At 72.7% G+C, this 21,383-nt stretch carries 22 protein-coding genes and 1 riboswitch; of the genes, 11 read left to right on the top strand and 11 right to left on the bottom strand.

What is annotated here, in order from left to right; translation table 11 throughout:
• Positions 1 to 91 precede the first annotated feature (91 nt).
• Entirely contained in the window at positions 92 to 352 is a 261-nt protein-coding gene (locus AC4IJH_RS40075; protein WP_490856944.1) for a (2Fe-2S)-binding protein, read from the top strand.
• 67 nt (positions 353 to 419) lie between these two features.
• Here AC4IJH_RS40075 and bfr read toward each other — a convergent pair whose 3' ends face one another.
• Positions 420 to 899 (bottom strand): bacterioferritin, encoded by a 480-nt coding sequence (gene bfr / locus AC4IJH_RS40070; RefSeq protein ID WP_490856943.1) that lies wholly within the window; start codon positions 897 to 899, stop codon positions 420 to 422.
• A 155-nt stretch (positions 900 to 1,054) separates the two neighbouring features.
• On the opposite strand from bfr, the gene AC4IJH_RS40065 reads away from it, so the two are divergent.
• Positions 1,055 to 1,678, top strand: coding sequence for a sulfite oxidase-like oxidoreductase (locus AC4IJH_RS40065; RefSeq protein WP_490856942.1), 624 nt, complete (start codon positions 1,055 to 1,057; stop codon positions 1,676 to 1,678).
• A gap of 36 nt (positions 1,679 to 1,714) precedes the next feature.
• On the opposite strand, the gene AC4IJH_RS40060 is transcribed toward AC4IJH_RS40065, so the two are convergent.
• Together AC4IJH_RS40060 and pknB are read right to left on the bottom strand one after the other, a co-directional pair.
• The gene (locus AC4IJH_RS40060) at positions 1,715 to 2,602 is read right to left on the bottom strand and encodes a deoxyribonuclease IV (RefSeq protein WP_490856941.1); all 888 of its coding nucleotides are present in this window, start codon (positions 2,600 to 2,602) and stop codon (positions 1,715 to 1,717) included.
• A gap of 49 nt (positions 2,603 to 2,651) precedes the next feature.
• Positions 2,652 to 4,616, bottom strand: a complete 1,965-nt coding sequence (pknB, locus tag AC4IJH_RS40055; protein WP_490856940.1) for a Stk1 family PASTA domain-containing Ser/Thr kinase — start codon at positions 4,614 to 4,616, stop codon at positions 2,652 to 2,654.
• A 178-nt stretch (positions 4,617 to 4,794) separates the two neighbouring features.
• Here pknB and AC4IJH_RS40050 point away from each other — a divergent pair, with 178 nt between their 5' ends.
• Entirely contained in the window at positions 4,795 to 5,178 is a 384-nt protein-coding gene (locus tag AC4IJH_RS40050) for a MerR family transcriptional regulator (RefSeq protein WP_490856939.1), read from the top strand.
• An 18-nt stretch (positions 5,179 to 5,196) separates the two neighbouring features.
• Here the strand turns inward: AC4IJH_RS40050 and AC4IJH_RS40045 are convergent, their stop codons facing one another.
• From AC4IJH_RS40045 to thiO, 3 genes are all read right to left on the bottom strand, one after another.
• Positions 5,197 to 5,991, bottom strand: coding sequence for a thiazole synthase (locus AC4IJH_RS40045; RefSeq protein WP_490856938.1), 795 nt, complete (start codon positions 5,989 to 5,991; stop codon positions 5,197 to 5,199).
• A gap of 10 nt (positions 5,992 to 6,001) precedes the next feature.
• Positions 6,002 to 6,217, bottom strand: a complete 216-nt coding sequence (gene thiS / locus AC4IJH_RS40040) for a sulfur carrier protein ThiS (protein ID WP_490856937.1) — start codon at positions 6,215 to 6,217, stop codon at positions 6,002 to 6,004.
• Positions 6,214 to 7,470 (bottom strand): glycine oxidase ThiO, encoded by a 1,257-nt coding sequence (gene thiO / locus AC4IJH_RS40035; protein ID WP_490856936.1) that lies wholly within the window; start codon positions 7,468 to 7,470, stop codon positions 6,214 to 6,216. Before thiO ends, thiS begins: the two co-directional genes overlap by 4 nt.
• Positions 7,462 to 7,575, bottom strand: a riboswitch (TPP riboswitch). Its footprint overlaps the gene before it by 9 nt.
• Positions 7,576 to 7,729: 154 nt before the next feature.
• Between thiO and AC4IJH_RS40030 the strand changes: the two genes are divergently transcribed.
• From AC4IJH_RS40030 to AC4IJH_RS40010, 5 genes are all read left to right on the top strand, one after another.
• Positions 7,730 to 8,971 (top strand): NAD(P)/FAD-dependent oxidoreductase, encoded by a 1,242-nt coding sequence (locus tag AC4IJH_RS40030; protein ID WP_490856935.1) that lies wholly within the window; start codon positions 7,730 to 7,732, stop codon positions 8,969 to 8,971.
• Between the two features lie 226 nt (positions 8,972 to 9,197).
• The gene (locus tag AC4IJH_RS40025) at positions 9,198 to 9,563 is read left to right on the top strand and encodes an Rv2175c family DNA-binding protein (RefSeq protein ID WP_490856934.1); all 366 of its coding nucleotides are present in this window, start codon (positions 9,198 to 9,200) and stop codon (positions 9,561 to 9,563) included.
• A gap of 81 nt (positions 9,564 to 9,644) precedes the next feature.
• Positions 9,645 to 10,295, top strand: coding sequence for a thiamine phosphate synthase (thiE, locus tag AC4IJH_RS40020; protein WP_490856933.1), 651 nt, complete (start codon positions 9,645 to 9,647; stop codon positions 10,293 to 10,295).
• A gap of 172 nt (positions 10,296 to 10,467) precedes the next feature.
• The gene (gene metF / locus AC4IJH_RS40015) at positions 10,468 to 11,385 is read left to right on the top strand and encodes a methylenetetrahydrofolate reductase [NAD(P)H] (RefSeq protein WP_490856932.1); all 918 of its coding nucleotides are present in this window, start codon (positions 10,468 to 10,470) and stop codon (positions 11,383 to 11,385) included.
• Positions 11,386 to 11,421: 36 nt separating this feature from the next.
• Entirely contained in the window at positions 11,422 to 12,459 is a 1,038-nt protein-coding gene (locus AC4IJH_RS40010; RefSeq protein WP_490856931.1) for a hypothetical protein, read from the top strand.
• A 127-nt stretch (positions 12,460 to 12,586) separates the two neighbouring features.
• Here the strand turns inward: AC4IJH_RS40010 and AC4IJH_RS40005 are convergent, their stop codons facing one another.
• The 5 genes from AC4IJH_RS40005 to AC4IJH_RS39985 all read right to left on the bottom strand — a co-directional run bounded on the left by AC4IJH_RS40005 (position 12,587) and on the right by AC4IJH_RS39985 (position 18,951).
• On the bottom strand, positions 12,587 to 14,110 hold the full coding sequence (locus AC4IJH_RS40005) for a phytoene desaturase family protein (RefSeq protein WP_490856930.1): 1,524 nt from the start codon (positions 14,108 to 14,110) through the stop codon (positions 12,587 to 12,589).
• A gap of 113 nt (positions 14,111 to 14,223) precedes the next feature.
• Positions 14,224 to 14,958, bottom strand: coding sequence for a rhomboid family intramembrane serine protease (locus tag AC4IJH_RS40000; RefSeq protein ID WP_490856929.1), 735 nt, complete (start codon positions 14,956 to 14,958; stop codon positions 14,224 to 14,226).
• 124 nt (positions 14,959 to 15,082) lie between these two features.
• Positions 15,083 to 15,700, bottom strand: a complete 618-nt coding sequence (locus AC4IJH_RS39995; protein WP_490856928.1) for a DUF4126 domain-containing protein — start codon at positions 15,698 to 15,700, stop codon at positions 15,083 to 15,085.
• A gap of 384 nt (positions 15,701 to 16,084) precedes the next feature.
• Positions 16,085 to 16,699: a TetR/AcrR family transcriptional regulator gene (locus AC4IJH_RS39990; protein WP_490856927.1), complete on the bottom strand. Its 615-nt coding sequence runs from the start codon at positions 16,697 to 16,699 to the stop codon at positions 16,085 to 16,087.
• 44 nt (positions 16,700 to 16,743) lie between these two features.
• Positions 16,744 to 18,951: a YhgE/Pip family protein gene (locus AC4IJH_RS39985; RefSeq protein ID WP_490856926.1), complete on the bottom strand. Its 2,208-nt coding sequence runs from the start codon at positions 18,949 to 18,951 to the stop codon at positions 16,744 to 16,746.
• 261 nt (positions 18,952 to 19,212) lie between these two features.
• Between AC4IJH_RS39985 and AC4IJH_RS39980 the strand changes: the two genes are divergently transcribed.
• From AC4IJH_RS39980 to AC4IJH_RS39970, 3 genes are all read left to right on the top strand, one after another.
• On the top strand, positions 19,213 to 19,707 hold the full coding sequence (locus AC4IJH_RS39980) for an SAV_6107 family HEPN domain-containing protein (RefSeq protein WP_490856925.1): 495 nt from the start codon (positions 19,213 to 19,215) through the stop codon (positions 19,705 to 19,707).
• A gap of 134 nt (positions 19,708 to 19,841) precedes the next feature.
• A complete protein-coding gene (locus tag AC4IJH_RS39975) occupies positions 19,842 to 20,597 on the top strand; it encodes a methyltransferase (protein WP_490856924.1) in 756 nt (251 codons plus the stop codon).
• Between the two features lie 290 nt (positions 20,598 to 20,887).
• Positions 20,888 to 21,289, top strand: a complete 402-nt coding sequence (locus AC4IJH_RS39970) for an SCO2097 family morphological protein (RefSeq protein WP_490856923.1) — start codon at positions 20,888 to 20,890, stop codon at positions 21,287 to 21,289.
• Positions 21,290 to 21,383: the final 94 nt, after the last annotated feature.

The raw sequence follows: 21,383 nt of genomic DNA, 5'->3' as shown, positions 1-21,383 counted from the left end.
GGCACGGATCACAGGATCCGTGCCCCACTGCCGTTGTTACGCGCCTTCCGCGGCGGGTAAGGTTAGGGTAACCTCACTGCGGAATCGATCGATGGAGGTGAACCGCGTGTACGTCTGCTCCTGCTTCGGCATCACCGAGCAGCAGGTCCGTGACCACGCGGCCGCCGGCGCCTGCACCCCGCGCCAGATCGCCTCCGAGAGCAAGGCCGGCACCGACTGCGGCAGCTGTGTGCGCCGCATACAGGCGCTGCTCGGCCGTGGTGCGTGCCCGCGCAGGGAACTCATCGAGAAGGGTGCCCCCGAGCCGCTGGTCGCCGAGGTGGCCGTCGAAGCGGTGGCGGAAGCGGCGTAAGGCAGGGCGTGCGCAGAGCCCGCCGGAGGTGGCGTAACGATCCTCCGCGCAGGGCGCAGGCGGCGGCTCAGCCCTCCGGCTGCTCGATCAGCTGGGCGATGTAGAGCGGCTCACCGAGCTTCTCGACCAGCTCCAGCTGGGTGTCGAGGTAGTCGATGTGGTGCTCCTCGTCCTCCAGGATCGACTCGAAGATGTTGGCCGAGGTGATGTCGCCCTTGGCCCGCATGACCTCGATGCCGCGCTTGAGCCGGTCGATCGCCTCGGCCTCGATCTGCCGGTCGGCCTGGAACATCTCGGTGACGCTCTGGCCGACACGGACGTGGAAGAGCCGCTGGTAGTTGGGCAGACCGTCCAGGAAGAGAATGCGGTCGGTCAGGACCTCCGCATGCTTCATCTCGTCGATCGACTCGGCCCGGGTGTACTTCGCGAGCTTGGTCCAGCCGTTGTTCTCCTGCATCTTCGCGTGCAGGAAGTACTGGTTGATCGCGGTCAGCTCGGCGGTCAGCTGCTCGTTGAGGAATTCGATGACCTCGGGGTCGCCCTGCATAACAGCGGGCTCCTTCCACGCGAGAACTGGGCAGGTGCCGCGCATCCTTGCACCGCTCCGCGCGGGCCGTCCAGTAAGTGCACGCTTAGTACGAGTTGCCCGAATCTCGTACGCCCTGGTCATCAGCACCCCCTCCGGTCTGACAACATGGGGGCATGGGTCAGCCGGAAAGCCGCGAAGCGGAGCATCCCCAGCTGCCTCCGGGGCAGCGACTGCAGCGGGGATGGCCGGTTACGCACTACGGCCCGGTGCCGAAGTTCCGGCCCGAGCGCTGGGAGTTCAGGGTTTTCGGCGCCACGGCAGGCGGGGACAAGCACTGCTGGACGCACGAGGAATTCACGGCGCTGCCGTACGAGACCGTCGTCGCCGACATGCACTGCGTCACGAAATTCAGCATGCTGGGCGCCGAATGGGGCGGGATCCGCTCTCGAACCATCCTCGACCTCGCCCCGCCCGCACCCGACGCCACCCATGTGATGGTCTGGGCCGAATACGGCTTCAGCTCCAATCTGAAGCTGTCGGACTTCGCCGCCGAGAAGTGCATCTTCGCCACCCACCGCTCCGGTGAGCCGCTCACCGCCGAACACGGCTTCCCCGCGCGGCTGATCGTGCCGCATCTGTACGCCTGGAAGGGCCCCAAGTGGGTCCGCGGCATCGAGTACATGACGGCGGACCGCCGCGGCTTCTGGGAGGAGCGCGGCTACCACAACCTGGGCGACCCCTGGCGGGAACAGCGCTACTCCTACCAGGAGGAACCGGGCGACGGCCCGGAGCTGTAGGCCCCCTGCCGCCGCCGCGCCGCCGCGGGCGGGGGCTCAGCCCGCCCGCAGCTCCTTGAGGCGGGCCACGTCCGCCGCGTGGCCCTCCTTGCCGCCCGGGGTCTCGATCGTCAACGGCACCCCCTCGGTCGCCGGGTGCGTGAACAGCTCAGCGAACGGGTCCGCACCGATGTGACCTGCGCCGATGTTCTCGTGCCTGTCCTTGTGGGCGCCGCAGACGTCCTTGGAGTCATTGGCGTGGATCAGCTTGAGCCGGCCCTCGCCCACGACCTCGACCAGCTCGTCCAGCAGCGCCTTCATGCCGCCCGGCGCCGCCATGTCGTGCCCGGCGGCGAAGGCGTGGCAGGTGTCCAGACAGACGCCGAGCTTGGCGTGGCTGCCCAGCGCCTCGAAGTACGGGCCCAGGTCCTCGGCCAGCGAGCACAGCGAGGCGCCCTGCCCCGCGGTCGGCTCCAGCAGCAGGAACGGGTCGTCGTCATGGGTGAGTTCGTCCAGCAGCGGCCGCATCCGCTCGCGTACCTGCGCGAGGGCGGCGGAGCGCTCGCGCCCGCCGGTCGCCGAGCCGGTGTGCACCACCACGCCCCGCGCGCCGATCTCCCGGCCCCGGCGCAGCGAGTGCCGCAGCGAGAGGACCGACTTGTCGACGGTCCCGGCGTTGTGGGAGCCGAAGTTGATCAGATACGGGGCGTGGATGTACGCGGGAACCGACTCCCGCTCGCAGGCCGCCCGGAACTCCTCGTCCTGCTGCGGGCTGCCGGGCGGGGTGGCCCAGCCGCGCGGATTGGCGACGAAGACCTGCACGGCCTCGCCGCCGATGTCGTGGGCGTAGGGAATGCCGACCTTGGCCAGGCCGCCCGCCACCGGGACGTGGCCGCCGATCGGATTGCGCTCACGGGCGCGCTGCAGGTACGGGGAAGTGCTCACCCTCCCAGGGTGCCAGGTGCCCGCCCCGGCGGGCCAAGCCCCCTGACGGCTACAGGGCGCCCTTGAGGTTGATCGTGACCGTGCTGCCCTTCGGCGCCTGCTCGCCGCCCTTGACCGACTGGCTGTCGACGGTGTCCTGGGGGAACAGCAGCGGCTTTTTCACCTCGACCACGAAACCGAGGTCGGTGAGGGCCTTCTTGGCCTCCTCGACGTTCTTGCCCGTGACGTCGGGCACCGCGACCATCTCCTGGCCCTTGGAGAGCGTGAGGGTGACCGTGTCGCCCTTGCCCAGCTGGCCCTGGGCCGGGTCCTGCTGGGCGACCTTGCCCCGGTCGTGCGGGGAGAAGACCTGCTGCTCGGCGATCTTCACCTCGAATCCGGCGCCGCGCAGCGCCGCTTCGGCCTGCGCCTGGTCGCTGCCCACCACAGAAGGCACGTTGATCGCGGGCCCGCGGCTGACGGTGAGCGCGACGGCGGTCTCCGGCCGGCGCTTGCTGCCCGCCACCGGGTCCGTACGGATCACCGAGCCCTTGGCGACCTCGTCGCTGAACTCCCTGGTCTCCGTGCCCGGCGTCAGGCCCAGATCCCGCAGTTTGCGCTTGGCGTCGGCTATCGGCGTGCCCGCCAGCTCCGGGAGCTGCACGATCCGCGGCCCCTTGGAGACGGTGAGGGTGACCGTGCCCGTATTGCGGATACGGCTGCCGTTCTCGGGGTCCGTGGCCATGACGTGGCCGCGCTCCACATTGGGGCTGAAGTCACGCTTGACCTTCACCCGCAGCCCCTCGTCGCGCAGCGTCTTCTCTGCCTTGGCCTGCGGCAGGTCCAGTACGGCGGGGACGGTGGTGAACTGGCCGGCGCTGATGTACCAGACGCCGGTGCCCGCACCGAGCACGAGCAGCACGGCGGCCACGATCGTGATGATCTTCCGGCGCCGGTCCATGGGCGCACGGCGCCGGGCGGCGGGGCGCAGCCGCGTGGTGTGTTCGTGGGGCGCGGCGGCGGGCTCCGGGGGCAGCTCCAGGCGGCTGGTGCGGTTGAGCGGCTCCTCCTGCGGGAGCGGCTGGGCGTGCCGCAGGGCGGCGGGGCGCGGCAGGACGCTCGTACGCTCCTCCGCACCGCCCTCGGGTGCCTGCTTGGCCTGCGGGGGCACCACGTCCAGCTGCCCGTCGCTCAGCTCGGCGCGGGCGGCGCGCGCCTGCGAGAGCAGCGCGACGGCGTCCTGCGGGCGCAGCTCGGGGGAGCGGGCGGTGGCGGTGGCGACCAGGTCGTCCAGCTGGGGCGCCAGCTGCGGCGCGTACTGCGAGGGCGGCGGGACGTCGTCGTGCAGGTGCTGGTAGAGGACCTGCGCCGCGGTGCCGCCGGTGTGCGGCTTGCTGCCCGTCAGCATCTCGAAGAGGACGACGCCGCAGGCGTAGACGTCCGCGCGGGTGTCGGCGGTGCCGTACTCGATCTGCTCGGGCGCCAGGTAGGAGACCGTGCCCAGGACCGTGCCGGTGGACGCGGTGGTGTTGGTGTCCACGGCGCGTACGAGACCGAAGTCGGCGACCTTGACCCGGCCGTCGTCCCCGATCAGGACGTTCTCCGGCTTCATGTCGCGGTGCACCAGACCGGCGCGGTGGGCGGCGCCGAGGGCGGCGAGGATCGGCTCCAGGATGTCCAGTGCGGCCCGCGGGCGCAGGGCGCCGCGCTCGCGCAGCACATCGCGCAGGGTGCAGCCCGCGACGTACTCCATCGCGAGATAGACGTACGTGCCGTCGGTGCCCTGGTCGAAGACGCCGACCACGTTGGGGTGCGAGAGGCGGGCCACCGACTTGGCCTCGCGGATGAAGCGGTCCACGAAGGCGGAGTCCGTGGCCAGGGAGGGATGCATCACCTTCAGTGCCAGCACCCGGTCCAGGCGGGTGTCCACGGCCCGGTAGACCGTGGCCATGCCGCCGGCGGCGATGCGCGCCTGGACGCGGTAACGGCCGTCGAGCAGTTGGCCCACGAGCGGGTCATGAAGGGTCGTATCCACGGCAGACGAGTCTACGAGCAGGTTTGTCCGGCTCCGACGCCCCGCGGCCCACCGCGGCCGTACTGCAGCCGAACAGTGACAGGAATAATCCTCTGCGGTGCGAAGTCTGTCATCGCCAAGAGGTGAAAGAGTACAAAGCGATCACGAAAGATCGCTGAGACCGGTGTGGGGAGAGGGCATGAGGATCGGCGAGCTGGCGCAGCGTACGGGTACGTCCGAGCGGCTGCTGCGGTACTACGAGGAGCAGGACCTGCTCCACCCGGAGCGGCTCTCCAGCGGCTACCGCGACTACAGCGAGGGGGATGTCGCCACGGTGCGCCGCATCCGCTCGCTGCTGACCACCGGGCTGAACACCGCCACCATCGCGCAGGTCCTGCCCTGCCTGCGCGACGAGGGCGACCGGCTCGTACCGACCTGCCCCGATCTGGTCGCCGACCTCAACCGCGAGCGCGACCGGATCACCGAGTCGATCGAGGCACTGGTGGCCTCGCGGGACCTGCTCGACCAGGTGATCACGGCCGCGCCGCCGGAGACGGCGCTGATGGCACTCGGGCGGCGCTAGGACGCCTCGGCCGGGGACTCAGAACGCCGGGCGCTCCGGGTCCAGCGCGGCCACGCCGTCCGTCGGGGAGGACGCCTCGGCGAAGTGGCGGCGCGGGATGCGGCCCGCGCGCTGCGCCAGGCGCCCTGCCTCGACGGCGTGCCGCATGGCCTCCGCCATCAGGACGGGCTCCTGCGCGCGGGTCACGGCCGAGGCGAGCATCACCGCGGCGCAGCCCAGCTCCATGGCCAGGGCGGCGTCCGAAGCCGTGCCCGCGCCCGCGTCCAGGATCACCGGGACGCCCGCGCGCTCGGTGATCAGCTGGAAGTTGTGCGGATTGCGGATGCCCAGGCCCGAGCCGATGGGCGAGCCCAGCGGCATGACCGCCGCGCAGCCCACGTCCTCCAGCTTGCGCGCCAGGACCGGGTCGTCGTTGGTGTACGGAAGGACCGTGAAGCCGTCGTCCACCAGCGTCTCGGCGGCCTCCAGCAGTTCGACGGGGTCGGGCAGCAGGGTGCGCTCGTCGGCGACGACCTCGAGCTTGACCCAGTCGGTGCCCAGCGCCTCCCGGGCCAGGCGCGCGGTGAGGACCGCCTCGCCCGCGGTGAAACAGCCCGCGGTGTTGGGCAGGACGCGGATGCCGTGCCGGTCCAGGACGGAGAGCACCGAGCCCTGGACGGTGGGGTCCAGGCGGCGCATGGCGACGGTGGTCAGCTCCGTACCGGAGGCGATCAGCGAGCGCTCCAGGACGTCCAGGCTGGGCGCACCGCCGGTGCCCATGATCAGCCGGGAGTGGAAGGTGACGTCGGCGAGGGTGAACAGATCGTCGGCCATGGCGTACGGATCAGCCTCCCTGGACCGCGGTGAGGACCTCGACGCGGTCGCCGTCGCCGAGCGCGGTGGAGGGCCACTGGCTGCGCGGCACCACCGCCTCGTTGACGGCGGCGGCCACGCCGCTGGTGGCCGTGCTCAAGGTGGCGACGAGCCGGTCGAGGGTGAGGCCGCCGGGGAACCGGCGGGGCTCCCCGTTGACGGAGACGGACACGGTGGTGGCGGTCATGCGGGCTGCTCCAGGAGGGCGGGGGCGCCGGCGCGGGCGAAGCGCCGGGCGTGGAAGGGGCGGGCGGCCTCCGGCAGCGCGCCGGTGGTCAGGACCTCGGCCATCGCGTCGCCGGTGACGGGCGTGAGCAGTACGCCGTTGCGGTAGTGACCGGTGGCCAGATGGAGGCCGGGCAGTGCGGTGGGACCCAGCAGGGGCGCGTTGTCGGGGGAGCCGGGGCGCAGCCCGGCGCGGGTCTCCACGAGCGGCAGCTCGGTGATGCCGGGCACCAACTCGTGCGCGTCCCGCAGGAGTTCGTAGACCCCGCCCGCGGTTACGGTGGTGTCCCAGCCCAGCTCCTCGCTGGTGGCGCCGAGCACCAGCTCGCCGTTCTCGCGCGGCACCAGATAGACCGGGCCGCCGCGTACCACCGCCCGTACGGTCCTGGACAGGAACGGCGCGGACCGGGAGAAGGCGGCGGGCACCCGCAGCCGCAGGATCTGTCCCTTGACGGGGCGGACGGGGGGCAGCACGTGCTCGGGCACCCCGGCCAGCCGGCCGCTGAGGCTGCCCGCGGCCAGGACGACCTGGCCCGCCACGATCCGGGCGCCGCCTTCGAGTTCGGCCCCGGTGGCCCGCTCGCCGCTCACCGTCAGGCGCGCGGCGCGGGCCCGGTGGAAGACGACACCGGCCCGTTCGCAGGCGCTCAGCAGCGCCTTGGCCAGGCGGCGCGGATCGACCTGGTGGTCGCCGTCGACCCGCAGCCCGCCGCGCACACCGGGCGCGAGCATGGGCTCCAGACGGCGGCACTCGCGCCCGCTGAGCCACTGCGTATCCAGGCCCGAGCGGCTCTGCAGGGCGTGCAGTTCGCGCAGATGGGCCCGGTCGTCGGTGTCCAGCGCGACGGCCAGGGTGCCGCACTGCCGGTAGCCCAGGTCCTGTCCGCTGACCTCCTCCAGTTCGGCGGCGAAGGCCGGATAGCGCTCGGCGGAGGCGAGGTTGAGGCCGAGCAGGGTGTGCTCGCCGTAGTGGAGCTCGGTGACGGCGGCCAGCATGCCGGCCGCCACCTGGGCCGCGCCGCCGCCCGGTTCGGGGTCGGCGACCGCTGTGCGCAGCCCGCGCTGGGCCGCGCGCCAGGCGGTGACCAGGCCGATGATGCCGCCCCCGATGACCAGGACGTCGGGGGCCGGTCCGCCCTCGCACGAGGGACGGGCGGATGGTCGGTCTTCTGGTGGTGTGGGCGGATGTGTGGACTGCGTCGGCAGCACGGACATTGGGCCCCTCCCTTCGCCGGCATGACCCGGATCAGGTTCGTACGGTCGGAGGCCGCCGCAGCCTCCCTCTCAGCCCGGTGCGTCCGGGCTCCCGCGAGTACGTTTGCCCGCCAGGGTAGTACGGGCCCGTGAGGTGCCGTAAGGGAGCGCCGCCCGGCCCGCAAGGGCAGCGCGCACCGGACACGGACCGTGACGCTGTGTCAGAGATCTCCTTGCGCGGTGCTGCGAGAGACGAGACACACCGTCTTAAGGTGATCGAGTGAGCCAGCAGACCAAGTCCTCCCAGGCGCCGGACCGTACGCGGCGCGTTGTGATCGTGGGCGCGGGGGTGGCGGGCGTGCAGACCGCCGTGGCCCTGCGCGAAATGGGCTGGGGCGGGGCGATCACCCTGCTCGGCGCCGAGCCCCATCAGCCCTACGACCGGCCGCCGCTGTCCAAGGCCGTCCTGCTCGGCAAGGCCGAGGGGTCCGCCTTCGACATCGACTTCTCAGCGCTGGGCATCGAGCTGGAACTCGGCCGGTACGTCACCGGACTCGCCGCGCAGTCCCATGTGGTCGAAACAGAGACCGGACCGGTCCCGTACGACCACCTCGTGATCGCGACCGGCGCCGAGCCGATCACCCTGCCCGGCAGCGAAGACGTCCCCGGCGTCCACCTGCTGCGCACCCTGGACGACGCCGAGCGGCTGCGGCCCGTACTGGCCGAACAGCGCGAGATCGTGGTCGTCGGGGCGGGCTGGATCGGCGCGGAGTTCGCCACCGCGGCCCGCGAGGCCGGCTGCCGGGTCACCGTCGTCGAGGCCGCCGAACGCCCCCTGGCCGGCGCGCTGCCCGCCGAGGTCGCCGCCCCCATGGCGCAGTGGTACGCCGACGCGGGCGCGCGGCTGCGCACCGGCGCGCGGGTCGCCGCCGTCAAGGAGGGCGCGGTCGAACTGGCCGACGGCACCACGCTGCCGGCCGGCGCCGTCGTCGTGGGCATCGGCGCCCGGCCCGCGACCGGCTGGCTGGCGGGCTCGGGCGTCCAGCTCTCGCCGCAGGACGGCTCCGTGCTGGCCGACGAGCGGCTGCGCACCTCCGTCCCCGATGTGTACGCCGTCGGGGACTGCGCCTCCTTCCCCTCCGCCCGCTACGGCAGCCGCCTGCTGGTCCACCACTGGGACAACGCCCTCCAGGGGCCCCGTACGGTCGCCGCCACCATCGTCCACGGCGAGGCGGAGGGGGCCGTGTACGACCCCGTGCCCTACTTCTGGTCCGAGCAGTTCGGCCGGTTCGTGCAGTACGCCGGGCACCACGCCTGCGCCGACGAGGTGGTCTGGCGCGGCGACCCGTCCGGGGCCTCCTGGTCGGTGATCTGGCTGCGCGAGGGCACGCTCGTGGCGCTGCTCGCGGTCGGCAGGCCGCGCGACCTGGCGCAGGGGCGCAAGCTCATCGAGCGCGGGACGGCCATGGACCGCGAGCGGGCCGCCGACGCGTCGGTGCCGCTGAAGTCGGCGGCTGTCTAGGCGGCACTCCGAACGGCACTCCCGACGGCTCTCCGGGCGGTCCTCTGGGCTTCCGCTGGAGGAGCGCTGGACCGTACCGGCGCGGGCGCAGGGCGCTCGTACGGCGGTGTCGCGGCCGGTGGGACGGTGTGCGGGGAGCCTTCGCGGGCCCTTGGCGGGACTGCGGAGCACACCCGATGGCGATGCCCCGCTACCGACTGTCAGTGCGAGGTGGCACGCTTGTCCTGTGACCGAGATTGACGTAAAGATCGATGGACTCGTCCCCGCCTGGCTGACTCTCCCCGACATCGCCGAAAAGCTCGGCGTCGAGGTGACGCGCGTCCGGCAGCTGGTCAAGGAGGGCCAGCTGATCGCGGTGCGCCGCGGCGAGAACAAGGCACTGCATGTGCCGGCCGAATTCATCAAGGATGACAAGGTCGTCAAGGGCCTCGTCGGGACCCTCACCCTCCTCAAGGACGACGGCTTCACCGACGAGGAGATGCTGGAGTGGCTGTTCACCCCGGATGACACCCTGCCCGGCACCCCGGCGCAGGCGCTGCGCGAGAATCGCGGCACGGAGGTGAAGCGACGGGCCCAGGCGCTCGCCGTCTGAGCCGACCACACCAGACATCCGACCGGCGTACGGACCGGGCCTCCCGGTCCGTACGCCACCGACGTGGGGGGACACCGTCCGATGACCACCGCCCGCCAGGCCCTGTCCGAGGCCCGGCTCTACCTGTGCACCGACGCCCGCAAGAAGCAGGGCGACCTCCCGCAGTTCCTGGACGCGGTGCTCGCGTCGGGGGTCGACATCGTGCAGCTGCGCGACAAGGGCATGGAGGCGGGCGAGGAGCTGGCCCATCTGGAGGTCTTCGCCGACGCCTGCCGGCGGCACGGCAAGCTGCTGGCGGTCAACGACCGCGCCGATGTGGCGCACGCGGCCGGATCGGGCGTACTCCACCTGGGACAGGGCGACCTGCCCGTCCCCGCGGCCCGCGCGATCCTGGGCGAGGACGTCCTCATCGGCCGCTCCACGCACGCCGAGACCGAGGTGGACGCCGCGCTCACCGAGCCCGGCGTGGACTACTTCTGCACGGGCCCGTGCTGGCCCACCCCGACCAAGCCCGGCCGGCACGCCCCGGGCCTGGACCTGGTGCGCTACACCGCCGCGCGCTCTGCCCGGCGGCCCTGGTTCGCGATCGGCGGGATCGACGCCGCCAATCTGGACCAGGTGCTCGACGCGGGCGCCCGCCGGGTCGTGGTGGTCCGCGCGATCACCGAGGCCGAGGACCCCGCGGCGGCCAGCGCCGAACTGGCCAAGCGGGTGCGGGCGTACGAGGCCTGAGAGCGGAAGCCGGCAGGGGGAAGCGCGCTGCGCGGTTTCGGTGTGACCCGATCGGGGATTCCTGCGCGCAGGTAGCCGGGAGGTGTCCGATCGGTGGACCCTGAAGCTGGTAATTCGGGCATATCGCCAACGATGGTTGGGGGTGTGCCGATGCGGTGGCTAACCTGCCGGTATGGCCCTAGGCACAGCTTCCACCAGGACTGATCGCGCACGGACGGTGCGCGACCTGCTCGCTTCCGGCAAGCAGTCGTATTCGTTCGAGTTCGCCGCTCCCAAGACGGAGAAGGGCGAACGGACTCTGTGGAACGCCATTCGCCGGATCGAGGCCGTCGCGCCGACGTTCGTCTCCGTGACGTACGGCGCGGGCGGCACATCCCGTGAGGGCACGGTCCGCGCCACGGAGCGGATCGCCACCGACACCACGCTCACCCCGGTCGCCCATCTGACCGCGGTCAACCACTCCACGGCCGACCTGCGCAACATCATCGGGCAGTACGCCGACGCCGGTATCCGCAACATGCTCGCGCTGCGCGGCGACCCGCCCGGCGACCCGATGGGGGAGTGGGTGCGCCACCCCGACGGCGTGATGTACGCGGCCGAACTGGTCCGCCTCATCAAGGAGTCGGGCGACTTCTGTGTCGGCGTCGCCGCCTTCCCCGAGATGCACCCGCGCTCCTTGGACTGGGACAGCGACATCGCCCACTTCGTCGACAAGTGCCGGGCGGGCGCGGACTTCGCGATCACGCAGATGTTCTTCTACCCCGAGGACTACTTGAGGCTGCGCGACCGGGTCGCGGCGGCCGGCTGTGAGACTCCGATCATCCCGGAGATCATGCCGGTCACGAACGTGCGGCAGATCGAACGCTTCGCGCAGCTCAGCAATGCGGCGTTCCCGCCGGAGCTGGCCGAGCGGATCCTCGCGGTCAAGGACGATCCCGCCGCTGTACGCTCCATTGGCATCGAGTACGCCACGGATCTGTGTGCGCGCTTGATGGCCGAGGGCACTCCCGGGTTGCACTTCATTACCCTGAACCACTCCACGGCCACACTGGAAATCTACGAGAATCTGGGTCTGCACCAGCAGTCCTGACCACAGGGGCCGGGCAGCGGCGGAAGAAGGGCACACATGGGCTGGTTTGTCCTCTACATCGCGTTCGGATTCGTCGCGCTGTGGCTCCTGGGCGAGGTGCTGCTCCAGTACAAGGCCCGTTTGCGCTGGCGGCTGTTGGCCTTCACCGGCTTCCTCGGTGTGGTCGCCGGAGTGGCGTGGTCCTCGGTGATAGTGATCGCGATCGGCGCCATGGCCTTCGCCGTCGGACAGGTCCAGGTCACGCTCTCCTACCGGCGGGGCTTCTCCTCCGGCTGGGCGGTGGCCGGGCGGTCCGGCGCGGGCAAGGCGGGCTTGGGCAAGCAGGGTTCGGGCGGCAGGCGGCGGGCCGGCGGCCGCGCTGCCGCCGCCGCGACCCCCACCCTCCAGGTCTCCGGCCTGGAGGCGGGGCCGGCCGACGAGGGCGCGGTGTCCGCCGCCCCGGCGCAGATCACCTTCCCGGGACAGCGCCAGGGCGATGACGTACACCTCATGGAGACACAGGCCTTCGCCGCCGTGCCGGGGCAGCCGGAGACGCCCGGCGGCTTCGGCGCACCGGACCCCGCCGCCGTGTACGCCCCGCAGCCGATGCCCGATGAGACCGGCCAGTACGGCATCTACAGCGCCGACGCCCGGGCCTCGCAGCCGCAGTTCTCCGCCTACGAGGGCCAGGAGGGACAGGGGAGCCAGGGCGGGCAGGACGGCTACGGCGCCGCCCAGCCCAACGCCTTCGGCGGCTTCGGCCGGGACACCGCGGCCCAGGAGCCCTACGCCGATCACTACGCGGCGTACGGGGACGGGCAGGGGCACCAGGCGCCCTACTCCGACCCGTACATCGGCACCCAGCAGTACGCCCCGCAGTACGACCCGTACGAGCAGCTGGACCCCTACGGGCAGCCGCCGTACGTCCAGCAGCAGTACGCCGAGGACAAGCTGCAGCAGCAGGGCCCAGGTGACACCCCGCCCGGCGGGGTGTGGGTCCCGCACCAGCGCGACAGTGAACTCCCGCCGGACCAGCCGCTGTACCCGCCCCAGCAGCCGCGGCCGGGCTACGACGGGCAGCAGTTCCGCTACTGAGGCCGAGGTCCTGGCCGCCGGCGTTCGTGGGCCTGCGAACTCCTGGCCGTGGGGCGGTCCCTTCCGGGGCCGCCCCACCGTCACAACTGCCGCCCCGCCAGGGCGTGTTACGCGCGGCGAGGGCGCGTCACTGCGAGCCGCGCCAGTCGTCGCCGTTGACGATCAGGCCCGCCACGATGGCCCCGGACATCCCGGCGTGCGCCAGCCCGCCCCCGGGGTGCGACCAGCCGCCGACCGCGTACAGCCCCGGTATCCGGGTGCGGTTGGACGGGCGCAGGAACCGGCCCTGTGCCCCGGCCAGCGCCGGTCCCGGCACCAGCCCGTCGTTGCCCCGCGCATCGACGGGAGGGACGACCTCGCGCCACAGCAACCGCTCCCGCAGCCCCGGGACCGCCGCCTCGGCGACCTCGACCAGCCGGTCCGCCTCCTGCTGGGCCGCCTCGCCGTCCGTCCAGTCGACGGGGCCGTGCGGCGCCACCGTCGCGCTGAGGGTGACGGCCTCGTGGTCCTCGTCCGGGCGCGCAGCGGGGTCGTCGGGGCGCAGCACCGTCACCGTCGGCCGGGCGCAGGGCGTGCGCAGGTCGTGGCCGTCGCCGAAGACGCCTGCCAGCTCCGCCGCGCGGTCCGCGGCATGGACCACCGTGCGGTGCGCGGTCCCCTCGGGGCGGGCGCCGCGCAGCGCCAGCACAACCGTCAGCCGCCCCGGCGCGCGGTCACCGGGCCCGAGGTCCGGGCGCACCTGCCCCTCGGCCCACGGCTCCACCCCGCCCAGCAGCGCGGTGAGCCGGACCGGGTCGACCCCGGCGACCACGGTGTCCGCGTCCAGGACCGCGCCGTCGGCCAGCTCCACGCCCGCCGCGCGCCCGTCCTTCTCGACGATCCGCCGCACCTCGGCCCCGAAGACGAACTCGACCTTCCGGGCCCGGCACCGCTCGTACAGCGCGTCTGCCAGCGCCCGCATACCGCCGCGGGCGTACCAGCTGCCGAAGGTCTGCTCCATGTACGGCAGGACCGTGGCGCTCGCCGGGGCCCGGCGCGGATCGAAGCCGTACGCCAGCGCGTGGCTCTCCAGCAGGGCGGCCAGCCGCGGGTCCCTGAGCTCCCGGCGCGCCACTTCGGCCAGGGTGGCTGCCGGCTTGCCGCGCCCGAACAGGCCGCGCTTGCGCACCGCCGGGTACGGATCCCGCCCCAGCACCTGCCAGTCGGGCCACAGCGGCTCCTCCAGCAGCGGGCGGCGCATGGCGTCCCAGGCCTCGCGCGCCCGGTTGACCAGCTCGCTCCAGCGCTCGCCCGCGCCCGCGCCCAGCGCCCCGTCCAGCGCCTGGACGACTCCGGCCCGCGAGGCGTTGGGCAGCGACACCGCGCTGCCGTCGGCGAACACATGGCGGCTCGCCGGGTCCACCTGGGTCAGTTCGAGAGCGCTCTCCAGCGGCTCGCGCCCGGTCTTGAGGAACAGATCGCGGTAGACCGCGGGCAGATGCAGCAGGCCGGGGCCCAGATCGAAGCCGAAGCCGTCGCGCTCCAGGCGCCGCACCACGCCGCCGTAGGTCCCGCCGCGCTCGTACACCACCACCTGGTGGCCCGCCACGGCCAGCCGGGCGGCGGCCGCCATCGCGCCCATCCCTGCGCCGATCACCGCGATCCGTGCCATGTCCGTCTCTTCCCGCTCTTGATGTCCGTCGCTTCCCGCTTGCCGCCGGAATCCACCCCGGTCAGCACAGTACCGGCGACCACTGACAACGCGCCGCCGGCGCCTTCGCGGCCCTACAGCAGGCCCAGGTCCTTGAGCTCCTTGTGCAGGTCGGCGCGGGAGCCGTCGGCGGGCGCGGGCAGCTCGCCGCCGTCCCGGCCGGGCTTCGCGGTCCGCGCCGCGGCGGCCCCCGCGCCCGCTGCCGGCCGACTGCCCCGCTCGCGCAGCAGCCAGCCCCCGGCCACGCCGCCGACCAGTCCGCCGAGGTGCCCCAGCCAGCTCACGCCGGGGGTGCCGGGGACCACGCCGAGGAGGAGGTAGGCGAACGACGCCGCCATCACGATGCCGATGAGGGTGTCGATCAGATGCCGGTCGAAGAGGCCGCGGACCACCACGTAACCGAAGTACCCGAAGACCAGGCCGCTGGCGCCGGCCGTGACGGCATGGCCGCTCTCGAAGATCCAGACCGTGAGCCCGCTGGCCACCGCGACGATCAGGCTCAGGCCCAGGAACCGCACCACTCCGCGGTAGGCGGCCAGGAAGCCGAAGACGAACAGGGGGCCGGAGTTGGCCTGGATGTGTTCCCAACTCCAGTGCAGGAAGGGCGCGCTGAGGATGTCCGGGAGCGAGCCGGCCTCGCCGGGCACGATCCCGTAGTCGCGGGAGAGCACGTAGCCCTTCCACGCGTTGGCCAGTTGGAGCAGCCAGACGGCTGCCAGCAGAGCGAACATCACGAAGAACGCCTTGCGCGCCTCCGCGATCATCTTCTCCGCGTCGATCGCGCGTGCCCCCGCGGCTGTGCGGTCCATACCGGTCATCCGAGCAGTCCCCTCCTCGGTGGGCCCCTGCCCACCTTGTCCGCACAACCTTATGTAATGCCGACATGCCGCATCTCGGCAGGTAGGACCGGAAACCCTGGCAGAAGCTGCCGGCTCAGCCGCCCGGACGGCCCGCGCCCCCGGCGGCCACCTGCCGCTCCTTTCGCCGTTGCCGCCTGCGCCGCAGGAACCGCCGGATGCGCGCCGCCAGAAAGACCACCAGCGCGATCCCCAGGAGCAGCAGCACGGCCGCGATGATCGCCGCGGCCAGCGGGTGGAACACCGCGAACACGATGATCCCCGCGACCCCCAGGTCCTCGGCCGTGCTCAGCAGGAAGTTGCTCGCGGGCTCGGGAGAGGTGTTGACCGCCATCCGCGTCCCGGCCTTGACCAGGTGGCTCAGCAGGGCCGTGGAGCCGCCCACCGCGCCCGCCGCCAGCTCCGGCAGCGAGCCGCTCTGCCCGGCCAGCAGCGCCGCCACCACACCGCCGGAGACCGGCCGGACGACCGTGTGCACGGTGTCCCACGCCGAGTCCACGTACGGGATCTTGTCGGCGACGGCCTCGCAGAGGAAGAGCACCCCCGCGACGATCAGCACATCCGGGCGCTGCAGCGCCTCGGGCACCTCATCGGTGAGCCCGGCGGCGCCGAGCAGGCCGAGCAGCAGGACGACGGCATAGGCGTTGATCCCGCTCGCCCAGCCACTGGTGAAGACCAACGGGAGTACGGACACCCTGGAGATCGTAGTCAGCGCTGAGGGTGAGTGCTCAGGGTTGAGTATCCGTACCTAGTCACGCAGATGAGTAGGTACGCGGATGGGCCGCGACCTGCGCAGACGGAAGAGTAGGGGGCACGGAAGGGGCGCGGCTCCCACACCGCCGACACGGGGCGGCGGAGCGGGAGCGGCAACCCTGACGTGACGGGGGGAGCACGGGGGAAGTACGGGGGCTCCACGGGGGAGCACGGGGGAAGCGCTGTCCTGGTCGGGTCGGAGGGGGAACGATCCGCGCCAGGGCAGCGCGCTTTTTTTGTCCCGGCCGGTCCGCTTTTGCGTGCGGGCCGGTCCGGGGCCGTACGGGGGTCTTGCCCGGCGCCCATCCGGGCAAGCCCTCCGGCGCTACACCGGGTGCCCGCTCACCCGCCCCTGGAGCAGCCGCGACAGCGCCGCGTGCACCTCCTCGATCGAGCGGTCCGGCTGGTAGGACTGCCAGTCCAGCGCCGCCACCAGCACCATCCCGAACAGCGCCGAAGCGGTCAGCGGGATGTCGATCTCCTCGCTCAGCTCCCCGGCCGCCACCGCCTGCCGGATCACCCCCTCCACCACGGAGATGGCCCGCGCCCTGACCACCATCAAGGTCGACTGCCAGGCCCGGTTCGTGCGCCACAGCTCGGCCACGTACAGCTGGGTCAGCGCCGGGTAGCGCGAGATGAAGTCCAGCCCGGCCCTGATCATCGCGTCCAGCGCGTCGACGCGGGTGCCGCCGCGCTGTGCCGCCTCGTCGGCGGCCTGCTCCAGGGACTGCGCCAGCAGTTCGATGCCGTGCCGCAGCAGCTCCTCGAAGAGCTCGTTCTTGCTGGCGAAGTTGTAGTAGACCGTGCCCTTGGCGACGCCGGCCCGCTCGGCGATCTCGTCCACCGTGGTGGAGGAGAAGCCCTGTTCGGCGATGAGCGTGACCGCGGCCTCGAAGAGCTTGCGCCGGGTGGCCTGGCGGCGCGTAGTGGAGCTGTCCATGGAGGCGATTGTGCCGTTCCTGCCGGTGTGCCCGCTGCCCGCGCTCACAGACTCAGCTCCGGGTGCAGGTCCTTCATCCGTACGACCTGACGGCCGCGCGCCGCCAGTGCGGTGAGCGCGAGCGCACCCGCGGTGAAGGCGAGGAGCACGGCGCCGCCCTGCCACACGGGCGTCAGCTCGCCGCCGGTGATGAGCCGGCGCAGCCCCTCGACGATGTAACTCATGGGGAGGAAGGGGTGGATGGCGTTGAAGAAGCCGGGGCTGGTCTGCACCGGGTACGTCCCCCCGGCCGAGGTCAGCTGGAGCATCAGCAGCGCCAGCACCAGGATCCGTCCCGCCGGTCCGAAGCGGGCGTTGAGCCACTGGACCACGGCCGTGAAGCACCCCGTCACCAGGACCAGGAAGCCGATCGTGCCCGCCGCGCGCTCCAGTTGGAGCCCGAGCGCGAAGTGCAGTACGGCCATCAGGGCGGTGCTCTGCAGTACTCCCAGGGCGAGGACCGGCAGCCATCCGGAGACCGCGACCCGCAACGGGTTGGCGCCCGCCGCCAGCGCGCGCCGGTTGAGCGGCTGGACGATCATGTAGGCGACCATCGCGCCGACCCACAGGGACAGCGGGATGAAGTACGGCGCGAATCCGGTGCCGTAGTTGGGCGCCCGGTGCGTGGCCTGCGAGGCGAGCCGCACCGGGTCGGACATGACCAGGGTGCGCGCGTCGCGGTCCTTCTTGTCGTAGTCGGGGATGCGCCCGGCCCCCTCGTGCAGCCCGCCGGCCAGCTTCCCCGAGCCGTCGGAGAGCTTGAACAGGCCCCCGTCCAGGGCCTGCGCGCCGTCCTTCAGCCGGCCGACGCCCTGGTCGAGCCGGTCCATGCCGTCCGCGGCACGGCCCGCGCCCCGGTGGAGCCCGCCGGCGCCGTCGGCCAGTTCGCCGGTGCCCGCCGCCAGCGCCGTGGCGCCCGTGGCCAGGCGGCCCGCGCCCGCCGAGACCTGGTGCGCCCCCTTGTTCAGATCGTTGATCTTCTTGACCGCGGCGTCCATGTCCTGGCCCAAAGTCGGTCCGCGCCGGGCCAGTTCACCGGCCATCCTGTGCAGCGCGTCCAGGTCCCGGCCCAGCTGCTCCAGGTTCTTCTGGTCCTGTACGTAGCCGCTGACCTCCTCCGCCTTGGCGGCCACCGCCTGTGCCCGGTCCCGTATCCCCTTCAGCTCGGGGCAGTCGGCGCCGGGGCCTGCCGGGCCCTGGCAGCGCAACTTGTAGTAGCGGTCGAGGTGATCGGCCAGCCCGCGGGAGAGCTTCGCCCCGGCGGCCGCGGCCCGCGGGAGCCTGTCCAGGTTGTCGCGGACGGCCTGGGCCCCGTCGGCGACGAGCCGGGCGGCCTCGCCGATCTCCTTGCCGTGCGCCCGGACGAAGGGGCCCACCTGCTCCACCACGCCGTTGACCCGGTCGGCCAGTTGCTGGGTCCCCTCGGCCACCTGGCCCGTGCCGTCGGCCAGGGTGTGCGCCCCCTCGGCCAGCGAACCGGCGCCCTGCGAGGCCTTGTCGGCGCCGTCGGAGACCCGCCCCGCGCCGCTGTCCAACTCCCGCAGTCCGGCCAGGAGTTCACCGCTGCCGCGCTCGGCGGTGTGCAGCCCGTCGGCGAGCCGCCCGGTGCCCTGCTTCGCCCGTCCGATGCCGTCCTTGAGCCGGTCGGCGCCGTCGGCGGCCTCCTCGGTCTTCCCGTGCAGCGCCGAGAAGGACACGAAGATCCTGTCGAGGAAGGCGCGTGCGGACTTCGCGGACGCGGCCGAGCGCACCTCGGAGAACACCGTCCGCGAGATCTGCCCGACGAGGTAGTTGTTCGCGTCGTTCGTCCGCACCTTCAGCGCGCCCGTCTGCGGGTGCCCGCCGGAACTGGAGGCGATCCGCCGGCTGAAGTCCCGGGGGATGGACAGCGACAGGTAGTACGAGCCGTCCTCCACGCCCCGGGCGGCCTCCTCGGGACGCACCTCGTGCCACTCGAAGGTGTCACTGTCGCGCAGGCCCTCGACGATGCTCGCGCCCGCCGAGATCCGCTTGTCCCCGGCCTTCGCGCCCTCGTCCTGGTTGACCAGCGCCACCGGGATCCTGTCCAGGCGCGCGTAGGGGTCCCAGAAGGACCACAGGTACAGGGCGCCGTACAGCAGCGGCAGCAGCAGGAGGGCGACCAGTGCCGCCCGCGGCATCCTGCCCCTCCCGAACCGCCTGAGCTCCAGCGCGGCCAGCCTCGGCGAACGCATCGACCGCCCCCTCCTCTGAACTGACCGGTCAGTGCAGTTGGTTGAGTATGGAGATCCCCGGCAGGCGCGTGCAAGGGGGCTGTCCCAGGCGTCCCGTCCCCTCCGCCTTTCGCTCCATCCGGCCCTCTTCCCGCCCTCCGGTCCGCTTCCCTCCCTCTGTCCGCTTCCGGCAAAAGGCCAGCTCAGCGCCGATTGTCAGTGGTGTCCCTCACGATGTGGTCATACGGCTTTGAACCGTCATGCGACGACAGGAGGTTCGTCATGGCAGCTCGTTCGGCCCGACCCGCTTCGGGGGGCTCCGCTGCGTACGGTCCCCCCAGTGATGTCCACCCCGTCCTGCGCCGGTCGTCAGCACCCCCGGCAGCCCTCGACCTCCTCTCCCAGGCCCAGCACGGCCTGGAGGAGGCCCAGTCCCTGCAGACCCCCAACGAGCGCTACGCCACCGCCCATCTGGCCGCCCTGCGCACCGCCGCCGCGGTCCTGGCCGTCCGGGCCCGGCCCGAGACCAGCCCCCGGCGCCGCCAGCGCATCCGCAGCGCCTGGGAGGTGCTCCCGGAGGTCGCCCCCGAGCTGGCCGAGTGGAGCGCCCTGTTCGCCTCCGGAGCCCAGCGCCGGGCCCGCGCCGAGGCCGGCATAGCCGGCGCCGCCAGCCGCCGCGACGCCGACGACCTGATGCGCGACGTCGGCATGTTCCTGCGCCTGGTGGAACGCCTGCTCCTCCTCCAGCCCGCCCTGCCCCCGCAGCGTGCGGGCTGACCATGGCCCCGCCCCTGCGCGCCCGGCCCCCGCCGGACCCGCCGCACACGGAGGACACCGCGCAACGCAATAGGGTGGTGGGCACCGATCAGTTCAGTTCATGCAGTTCATGCCCCGCCGAGGAGCCCGTCGCCGTGTCTGACCCGCTGCGCCCGCGCGCATCCCTTCGTACCGCCGTGGTCTGGGAGGTCCTCAGGGACGCCCTGGAGCGCCGGGTCAAGGCCGCCGGGCGGGACGCCCTGGATGTCCTGGACACCGGCGGCGGCTCCGGCAACTTCGCCGTGCCGCTGGCTCGCCTGGGCCACCGCGTCACCGTCGTCGACCCCAGCCCCAACGCCCTGTTCGCGCTGGAGCGCCGGGTCGCCGAGGCGGGCGTCGCGGACCGCGTGCGCGCCGTCCAGGGGGACGCCCGCGGCCTGTTCGACGTGGTCGAGCGCGGCGCGTACGACACCGTGCTGTGCCACGGCGTGCTGGAGTACGTCGACGACCCGGCCGAGGGCGTGCGCAACGCCGCCGACGCGCTGCGCCCGGCCGGCACCCTCAGCCTGCTCGCCGCGGGCCTGGGCGGGGCCGTGCTGGCGCGCGCCCTGGCGGGCCACTTCACCGAAGCCCGCCAGGCCCTGACCGACCCGGCGGGCCGCTGGGGCGAGGGCGACCCGGTGCCCCGCCGCTTCACCGCCGAGCAGCTCGCCGAGCTGGTCTCCGGCGCGGGCCTCCAGGTCGGTGCGGTCCACGGCGTACGGGTCTTCGCCGACCTGGTCCCCGGCGTGCTGGTGGACACCGAGCCCGGCGCCGTGGAGGCCCTGCTGAAGCTGGAGGCGGCGGCCGCGGAACTGCCCGCCTTCCACTCCGTGGCCACCCAGCTGCACGTCCTGGCCGAGCGCGGCTGAGGCGCCCGCCCCCGGGCCCTGGCCCCGTGGCCAGGGCCTGTGTGCCCCAGGGCCCGCATGCAGTCCGCCACAGGCCACCCGATCAGCTGCTTCGCCCCGTATGATCGGGGTACGGCGTCCGGCATGACGGATCGACGGGCGGGGAATGCACGCTGCATCACCACCGACCGCCGTGGCGGCCCGGACAGTGAATTGGCGTAGAGGGGCGGGTTTCACGGGGGCGATTCCCTGCCTATCCTGAAAGGGTCGCACCCCGGTCGCCCCCCGCGACCGACGAGTAGGAGGACTCCGTGCCGCTCTCGGAGCACGAGCAGCGCATGCTCGAGCAAATGGAGCGAGCGCTGTACGCCGAAGATCCCAAGTTCGCGACAGCGCTCGAGGGAAGCGGGCTGCGTACGTACACCCGGCGACGGGTCTACCAAGCGGTCGCGGGCTTCCTGGTAGGTATCGCGCTCCTCATGGCCGGAATGGTCGCGCAGCAGATCTGGATCAGCGTGGTGGGATTCCTCGTCATGCTCGGCTGCGCGGTGCTGGCGGTCACCGGATGGCGCAAGGCGCCCAAGCCCGGTGAACAACCGGCCGGCCCGCGGGCCGGGGGAGCAGCCGCCCGCCGCCAGGCGCGACAGCGCCGTTCGATGATGGACCGTATCGAGGAGCGCTGGCAGCGCCGCAGGGACGAACAGGGCCGCTGACCCCTCCTCGCCCCACGACCTGGCCCCCACACGCCCTGAGCGGTGGGGGGGGGGGGGGGGGGGGGGGGGGGGGGGGGGGGGGGGGGGGGGGGGG

This window comes from Streptomyces sp. UF-297 (genome assembly GCF_058245575.1).
This window is presented reverse-complemented; position numbering and strand designations above follow the sequence as displayed.

What these genes read in the sequence shown, in the direction of transcription:
- metF (WP_490856932.1), top strand. Translation starts at nt 10,468, where the DNA reads ATGGCCCTAGGCACAGCTTCCACCAGGACTGATCGCGCACGGACGGTG.
- AC4IJH_RS40065 (WP_490856942.1), top strand. Translation starts at nt 1,055, where the DNA reads ATGGGTCAGCCGGAAAGCCGCGAAGCGGAGCATCCCCAGCTGCCTCCG.
- bfr (WP_490856943.1), bottom strand. Translation starts at nt 899, where the DNA reads ATGCAGGGCGACCCCGAGGTCATCGAATTCCTCAACGAGCAGCTGACC.
- AC4IJH_RS39990 (WP_490856927.1), bottom strand. Translation starts at nt 16,699, where the DNA reads ATGGACAGCTCCACTACGCGCCGCCAGGCCACCCGGCGCAAGCTCTTC.
- AC4IJH_RS40005 (WP_490856930.1), bottom strand. Translation starts at nt 14,110, where the DNA reads ATGGCACGGATCGCGGTGATCGGCGCAGGGATGGGCGCGATGGCGGCC.
- AC4IJH_RS40075 (WP_490856944.1), top strand. Translation starts at nt 92, where the DNA reads ATGGAGGTGAACCGCGTGTACGTCTGCTCCTGCTTCGGCATCACCGAG.
- thiS (WP_490856937.1), bottom strand. Translation starts at nt 6,217, where the DNA reads ATGACCGCCACCACCGTGTCCGTCTCCGTCAACGGGGAGCCCCGCCGG.
- AC4IJH_RS40045 (WP_490856938.1), bottom strand. Translation starts at nt 5,991, where the DNA reads ATGGCCGACGATCTGTTCACCCTCGCCGACGTCACCTTCCACTCCCGG.
- AC4IJH_RS40000 (WP_490856929.1), bottom strand. Translation starts at nt 14,958, where the DNA reads ATGGACCGCACAGCCGCGGGGGCACGCGCGATCGACGCGGAGAAGATG.
- thiE (WP_490856933.1), top strand. Translation starts at nt 9,645, where the DNA reads ATGACCACCGCCCGCCAGGCCCTGTCCGAGGCCCGGCTCTACCTGTGC.
- thiO (WP_490856936.1), bottom strand. Translation starts at nt 7,470, where the DNA reads ATGTCCGTGCTGCCGACGCAGTCCACACATCCGCCCACACCACCAGAA.
- AC4IJH_RS40050 (WP_490856939.1), top strand. Translation starts at nt 4,795, where the DNA reads ATGAGGATCGGCGAGCTGGCGCAGCGTACGGGTACGTCCGAGCGGCTG.
- AC4IJH_RS40010 (WP_490856931.1), top strand. Translation starts at nt 11,422, where the DNA reads ATGGGCTGGTTTGTCCTCTACATCGCGTTCGGATTCGTCGCGCTGTGG.
- AC4IJH_RS39985 (WP_490856926.1), bottom strand. Translation starts at nt 18,951, where the DNA reads ATGCGTTCGCCGAGGCTGGCCGCGCTGGAGCTCAGGCGGTTCGGGAGG.
- AC4IJH_RS39980 (WP_490856925.1), top strand. Translation starts at nt 19,213, where the DNA reads ATGGCAGCTCGTTCGGCCCGACCCGCTTCGGGGGGCTCCGCTGCGTAC.